Below are 5,983 nucleotides of genomic sequence, written 5' to 3' on the forward strand. Positions count from 1 at the left end.
CGCTGCTGGTTTATATCACTGGGGCTTTTTCTGGCGACTTTGGCTGCGGCTCATTTTTTTCCATCAGAAATATTAACGGCATCTGCCAAGTTAGCGGCTCTGCCATTTCTGTTCTGCACCGTCGTTTTTTTCAGCTACTTGGGATTCAAAGCGACCTGCAACCCCATCGGCCTTATAGCCATCACCACTATGTTTTTAGCAATCGCATATTGGCAAGCGAGTTGGACAATTTTCTGTGTCGGCTTAGCTTTCTTAGGCTTAAGCGGTCTAATCCGCTTGTTTCAAAGGCAACTGAAAGATACCGGTCGAGAACTAAGCCTGAGCGAAAAAAAATATTGGTACTGGGTAAACGAATTTGCAGATGGTCGCTCATCTATCCTCCCTAAAAAAACAAGGTCATAGTAAATTGACTGCTTTTTTACTTATACTCAAAAAATTGATTGGCACTTTCGTACTACGAATGAAAAATGCCATTTCCATCAATGAATACGGATCAACTCAAGTTCGTTACCCAGCACAACAGGACAGTTCTTTGACATCCTTGTTAAAGGTTTGGGCGCAGAGCTTCAAACCCTCCACCATAGTCAGGTAAGGGAAAAGCTGGTCGGCTAATTCCGTCACCGTCATACGGTTGCGGATCGCCAGCGCCGCACTCTGGATCAGTTCTCCACCTTCATGCGCCAGAATCTGCGCCCCGATCAGGCGGCCAGTGGCTTTTTCCGTCACCAATTTGATAAAACCATCGGTCTCGAAATTCGCCAGTGCGCGCGGCACGTTCTCCATCTCCAATACACGACTGTCGGTTTCAATGTCTTGTGCGTTGGCTTGCTCTTCCGTGAGCCCAACAGTTGCCACCTGGGGATCGGTAAAAATCACTGCTGGCATGGTGGATAGATCCAGTTTGGCGTATCCGCCCGTCATGTTGATGCCGGAACGGCTACCGGCGGCCGCGGCGACATAGACGAATTGCGGCATGTTGCAGCAGTCTCCGGCGGCGTAAATACCGGGAACATTCGTTTCCATGCGTTCGTTAACAACGATTTCGCCCTTTTTGTTGGTCGTAACACCCACCGCGCCCAGATTGAGTTGGCAAGTATTGGCGTGTCGCCCGGTGCTTACCAGCAAACGATCGCAGCGTAGATCGCCCGCGTTAGTTTCCAATGTAAATTGGCTTCCATCGTGGGTCACCTTGGTAGCTTGCGTACTGTTTAATACTCGAATGCCTTCTTTTTCAAAACATCCGGTGAGTTTTTCACCGAGCAAGGGATCTTCCCGATAAAGCAATGTATGTCTTGCTAATATGGTGACTTCACTGCCTAAACGGCGATAAGCCTGGGCAATTTCCAGCGCTACAACCGACGAACCAATCACGACCAGGTGCTGCGGCAATTCCTGAGCAAACAGCGCTTCGGTAGAGGTCCAATAAGGTGTTTCAGTTAAACCATCAATAGGAGGAATGGTTGGCGTGGAGCCGGTAGCGATCAGGATTTTATCGGCGTGAACTGCCTGCTCGGTTCCATCATTTTTTCTGACTATCAGGGTGTTGGCATTTTTAAATTGCGCCCAACCTTTAAGTAAACTAAGCGCAGGATTTGTCTCCAGAATATTCTGGTACTTTGCCGCGCGCAGCTCTTCGACCCGAGCGGTCTGCTGCTGAGTCAACAAGGCTCGACTCAATTGGGGCGCATGATTTTCCAGTCCGGTAAAGGGATTATTGCGTTGCTGCTGAGCCAATTGAGCGGCGCGGATTAGAATTTTTGAGGGTACGCAGCCGACATTCACGCAACAGCCGCCAATCACATCGGCTCCCTCAATAAGAGTGACCTTGGCACCACCTTCAGCGGCTTTAATAGCGCAGGCAAAAGCGCCGGAACCCGTACCGATAATCGCCACATGTTGAGTTTGGTTGCTTTCAGTGTTGCTTGCATTTTCGTTGTCACAGCAGTCGTTCGGTGAAGTAATTTCTTTTGCAGTGCCAGTGGATTCTTTTGCGATATAACCGAGAGCTTCTATTGCTCCAATGAGAACGGTTACGCTGACCCCACCGTTCGTGGTGATCGTTGCTCTGGCGTTTTCATAAGATATTTCAACCTTATTAACGCCTTCGATCGCATCGAGTGCTTCTTTAACGTGGGCGACGCAACTTGGACAGGTCATCCCTTCTATCGATAGTAAGATCATTCGTTTTCCTCAAATAGTAGTCAGGCATTGCGTCGTGTTAAACAGCACAGCTGTCATCATCACAGCGTTTATTCGCCGGTGAAAAAATATCCCAAAGCGATACGGCAACCATCAGGCCTAATGCTGAATAGGTGACATAGCTGCTCCAGCCGTACTGGAAAAACGGATAGAGCGATAACAGCAATAAAATGGGGCCGGCCACACCCAGCGCACTACGGTGCCATTGCCGGTGGCTGAACCAGCCAAGTCCGTTGAGTACCAAGGCAATCCAGGCAAACAGGGGTAATAGCGTGCTAACAAACAGACCTTCCCATTGGCTGAGAAAACCCAGTCCTACCGCAGCGCCCAGACTGGCAATGGCCGGGAAACACATGGCGCATCCCATAGCAGAAACCAGCGCGCCCAATGAGCTAATCTTATCGCCGAACCGGGTCAGTAACCGTATTAGCATTTCTATGCTTTACTCCTTGAGCGTTGACGGATAACCCGCGTTAGTGGTGGCTTCGGTCAGTGCTTTTACCGTGGTTTTTTCGTCGTCGAAGGTGACCACCGCCAGTTTGGTCTTAAAGGTCACTTCGGCTTTACTGACGCCATCGACTTTTTGTAAGGCTTTTTCCACGGTAAAGGGACAGGTCACACAGTTCATGGTTGGGACTTCCAAAGTAACTGTTTTCGGGGCAGCTAAAGCGTTCAGGCTGGTCAGTACGAACAGGGACATTAGGGCGAGTGTTTTCATAATTTTCTCCAAGAGCAAGCCATAAAGATTTAATCAAAATAAAAGGTTAGAAATCGTCATCAGGCAAACCAGACAATCCAATAATTACTGGTGACTAAAACCAACGCAGTCAGTGCCGTTAACCAAAAGATCACCTGCCGACGTTTTCGCACTTGAGGAACTGCACAGGCGGTGCCTGGCTCACAGTCCTCGACGGGGCGATAGACCTTCCAGCCTGCGAAGCCAAATAAGGCTAAAACCAGCAGGATAAAAATGGGACGATAAGGTTCTAACAAGGTTAAATTACCAATCCAGGAGCCACTCACGCCTAGCAGCAACAAGACGAAAGGACCAGCGCAGCAAAGACCAGCGCCAATAGCGGCAATAACACCGCCGATGATTGGAAAGTTGGGATTACTTTTTGACATAACTCACTCTACTTATCGTACTTTAGTAAAACAAGCTTAAACCCCGTACCCAACTACGGAGTCAAGATAAAATTTGACTCATTATTAATCTTCAGGAAGTAGGGAATCAATAATGGGACAGTGGGATTGGTTAGTATTAGAATTACACTCATTCAATAATTCTGTGAGAACGGTTTCTAAGCGGCGAAGACCTGCTATTTTGGCTTTCACACTTGCAAGCTTGTGTAAAGTCATTTCTTGCACTTCTATACAGGGAGTGTCATTAAGGCTGAGTAAATTGGAGATTTCTTCCAAAGTGAACCCAAGATCTTGGGAACGTTTAATGAATTTTATTCGGTTTAATGTTGCCAAAGGATAAAGTCGGTAGCCTAGATGCGGTTTTTCAGGTTTTTCTATAAGACCACGTCGTTCGTAATAACGAACAGTCTCAACATTGATACTAGCTTGTTCGGCTAATTTTCCAATTGTGTACATGTGATATATTTCTCCGTATCTAAGTACGGAGAAATATATCCCTATCTGTTGGGTCCCTGATGATTATCTTGACCATCGTAGCGAAAATCTGCTGAAATCCCGACGATGGATGCAATCGTTTGTTGAGAGCTTAAGGACCCAAGCTTATGCAGGTTAAATTACACGCTAACGCGACCACAACACCCCGGATACGTAAGTACATACAGGAATCGGATAAGCCCGCGTCTGTGCTGTCCAGAGAGCTTGGTATTGCTGAATCAACCGTCCGTAGCTGGCGCAAGCGCGATTCTGTTCAAGACGGTTCCCATACCCCGCTTAGATTACAAACTACCATGTCACCCGTGCAAGAATTACTAGTGGTCGAGCTGCGCAAGCTACTGCTCCTGTCGCTGGATGACCTGCTGGTCGTAACACGCGAGTTTATTAATCCGGCAGTCTCTCGCTCAGCACTGGATCGCTGCCTGCGCCGGTATAATGTCAGCAGGCTGGCGGACCTCATCCCCGATACTGAACCCACACCGTCGCCTAAATCATTCAAGGCTTATGATCCCGGCTACGTTCACATCGATGTAAAATATCTGCCACAAATGCCCGATGAGAAGCGGCGTAAGTATCTGTTTGTAGGCATAGACCGGGCAACTCGCTGGGTTTATATGGAAGTATTGCCTGATAAGACCGCAGGCTCTGCGCGTAGCTTTCTCAAGCGGCTGGTAAAAAGTGCACCTTTCAAAGTGAAAACCACTCTGACTGATAACGGCAAGGAATTCACGGATCGATTTTGTGCAACGGGGCAGAGAGCCCCAACCGGAAAACACCTGTTCGATAAAGAATGTACCGCCCAGGGAATAGAGCATCGTCTGATCAAGCCAAAGCATCCGCAGACCAATGGTATGGTGGAGCGCTTCAATGGCCGCATTGCCGATATACTGAAGCGAACGACATTTGAATCGTCAGATGACCTCAGTGACACGCTGCAAAGATATGGACTTATCTACAATCAGCATATCGCTCAAAAAGCACTCGGACACATAACGCCGCTTGATAAGCTCAAGGAGTATTATCGAAGTTCACCGGAGTTATTTCGCATTAAACCAGTGAATCGTCCGGGACCTGACAGTTATTGATTAAGTCTAAGAATAATTTTTTCACACAAGTGCTTGAGTTGGACAAGGTCGTCTAGCTCTATATCTAACTTGCACACCATTGCATTTGGTATAGTTTGAGCCTTTTTCTTCAAATCAAATCCTGCTTGGGTTAGATAGAGCTTCCGTATACGTTCATCGTGTTCGCAGCGTGTTCTACGTACAAGTGCCTTGGTTTCCAGCCGTTTAAGCAGAGGTGTAATCGTGCCTGAATCTAAGTAAAGCTTGCTGCCTAGTTCTTTAACATTTATACCGTTTTCAGACCAAAGTACCATCATCACCAAATATTGAAGGTAGGTTAAATCAAGCTGTTCCAACAGTGGTCGATAGTTCCGTACTACTGCGTTGGCTGAACTATAAAGTGGAAAACAGACTTGGTTTTCTAGCTTAAGTACTTCTTCAGGGTCTATGAAATCTTCGCGAGTCTTCATACCTCGGATCTCCAATTAAGAATTGTGCACAATTTACTTGTATAAGTTGGGGAAAGCCATATAATCATTGCGCACAATGTAATTGCGCGCAATGATTATCCCTGGAGAGCTTCTTATGAAAACGCTTTACAAAACGCAAGCAACGGCCTCAGCAGGCCGCAATGGTATGGTTTCCACAGATGATGGATTACTTAGTCTTGATCTTAGTTATCCAAAAGAGATGGGAGGTACTGGTGTCGCGACTAATCCAGAGCAGCTTTTTGCTGCGGGCTACGCTGCATGCTTCTCTAACGCTATTTTACATGTCGCGCGAGAAGCCCAGGAAAAAGTCTCGCAAGTCCCAGTCACCGCCGGAGTTGGTATTAATGTAAGCCAAGCAGGTGGTTTTGTTCTTACCGTTAGTTTGGAGGCGACACTCGATTTGCCTCAGTTGCAGGCGGTTGAATTGGCCAAACTCGCTCACCAGGTTTGTCCGTACTCAAACGCCGTACGCGGAAATATTGACGTAGCGATTACGGTTAATGGCGAAGTGATTTAGATGCTGATCAAACGGTATAAAGGAGCCACTTGGCTCTATTGACTTCATAGTGAGGTCAGATATTAGGGCGATCA

The 5,983-nt window shown here is 47.3% G+C and carries 9 protein-coding genes; 3 read left to right on the plus strand and 6 right to left on the minus strand.

Annotated features, from left to right (window positions below; genetic code table 11):
- The coding region (gene eexR / locus Q0688_RS23415; protein WP_299083008.1) for an entry exclusion protein EexR at positions 1–402 on the plus strand (402 nt) is incomplete at its 5' end.
- Between the two features lie 105 nt (positions 403–507).
- Here eexR and merA read toward each other — a convergent pair.
- The 5 genes from merA to merR form a co-directional block, all read right to left on the minus strand.
- Positions 508–2,181, minus strand: a complete 1,674-nt coding sequence (gene merA / locus Q0688_RS23420) for a mercury(II) reductase (RefSeq protein WP_028867977.1) — start codon at positions 2,179–2,181, stop codon at positions 508–510.
- A 37-nt stretch (positions 2,182–2,218) separates the two neighbouring features.
- On the minus strand, positions 2,219–2,632 hold the full coding sequence (gene merC / locus Q0688_RS23425; RefSeq protein ID WP_154622165.1) for an organomercurial transporter MerC: 414 nt from the start codon (positions 2,630–2,632) through the stop codon (positions 2,219–2,221).
- Positions 2,633–2,641: 9 nt separating this feature from the next.
- Complete coding sequence (merP, locus tag Q0688_RS23430; RefSeq protein ID WP_028867975.1) at positions 2,642–2,917, minus strand: mercury resistance system periplasmic binding protein MerP; 276 nt, start codon at positions 2,915–2,917, stop codon at positions 2,642–2,644.
- 59 nt (positions 2,918–2,976) lie between these two features.
- Positions 2,977–3,324 carry a mercuric transporter MerT family protein gene (locus Q0688_RS23435; protein WP_028867974.1) on the minus strand — a complete coding sequence of 116 codons (348 nt, stop codon included), beginning with the start codon at positions 3,322–3,324 and terminating at the stop codon, positions 2,977–2,979.
- Between the two features lie 84 nt (positions 3,325–3,408).
- Positions 3,409–3,798 carry an Hg(II)-responsive transcriptional regulator gene (gene merR, locus Q0688_RS23440; RefSeq protein WP_028867973.1) on the minus strand — a complete coding sequence of 130 codons (390 nt, stop codon included), beginning with the start codon at positions 3,796–3,798 and terminating at the stop codon, positions 3,409–3,411.
- Positions 3,799–3,944: 146 nt separating this feature from the next.
- On the opposite strand from merR, the gene Q0688_RS23445 reads away from it, so the two are divergent.
- Positions 3,945–4,922, plus strand: a complete 978-nt coding sequence (locus Q0688_RS23445; RefSeq protein ID WP_299083014.1) for an IS481 family transposase — start codon at positions 3,945–3,947, stop codon at positions 4,920–4,922.
- On the opposite strand, the gene Q0688_RS23450 is transcribed toward Q0688_RS23445, so the two are convergent.
- A complete protein-coding gene (locus tag Q0688_RS23450) occupies positions 4,916–5,371 on the minus strand; it encodes a MarR family winged helix-turn-helix transcriptional regulator (RefSeq protein WP_299083017.1) in 456 nt (151 codons plus the stop codon). The two genes, Q0688_RS23445 and Q0688_RS23450, sit on opposite strands and share 7 nt — an antisense overlap.
- 115 nt (positions 5,372–5,486) lie before the next feature.
- On the opposite strand from Q0688_RS23450, the gene Q0688_RS23455 reads away from it, so the two are divergent.
- A complete protein-coding gene (locus tag Q0688_RS23455) occupies positions 5,487–5,909 on the plus strand; it encodes an organic hydroperoxide resistance protein (protein ID WP_299083019.1) in 423 nt (140 codons plus the stop codon).
- Positions 5,910–5,983: the final 74 nt, after the last annotated feature.

It is taken from the genome of uncultured Paraglaciecola sp. (assembly GCF_937123705.1).
In the GTDB taxonomy this organism is placed as follows: domain Bacteria; phylum Pseudomonadota; class Gammaproteobacteria; order Enterobacterales; family Alteromonadaceae; genus Paraglaciecola.

Bases quoted from the DNA above. Each gene is read 5' to 3' on its own strand.
- Q0688_RS23445 (WP_299083014.1), top strand. From the start codon at position 3,945: ATGCAGGTTAAATTACACGCTAACGCGACCACAACACCCCGGATACGT.
- Q0688_RS23435 (WP_028867974.1), bottom strand. From the start codon at position 3,324: ATGTCAAAAAGTAATCCCAACTTTCCAATCATCGGCGGTGTTATTGCC.
- merP (WP_028867975.1), bottom strand. From the start codon at position 2,917: ATGAAAACACTCGCCCTAATGTCCCTGTTCGTACTGACCAGCCTGAAC.
- Q0688_RS23455 (WP_299083019.1), top strand. From the start codon at position 5,487: ATGAAAACGCTTTACAAAACGCAAGCAACGGCCTCAGCAGGCCGCAAT.
- merR (WP_028867973.1), bottom strand. From the start codon at position 3,798: ATGTACACAATTGGAAAATTAGCCGAACAAGCTAGTATCAATGTTGAG.
- merA (WP_028867977.1), bottom strand. From the start codon at position 2,181: ATGATCTTACTATCGATAGAAGGGATGACCTGTCCAAGTTGCGTCGCC.
- Q0688_RS23450 (WP_299083017.1), bottom strand. From the start codon at position 5,371: ATGAAGACTCGCGAAGATTTCATAGACCCTGAAGAAGTACTTAAGCTA.
- merC (WP_154622165.1), bottom strand. From the start codon at position 2,632: ATGCTAATACGGTTACTGACCCGGTTCGGCGATAAGATTAGCTCATTG.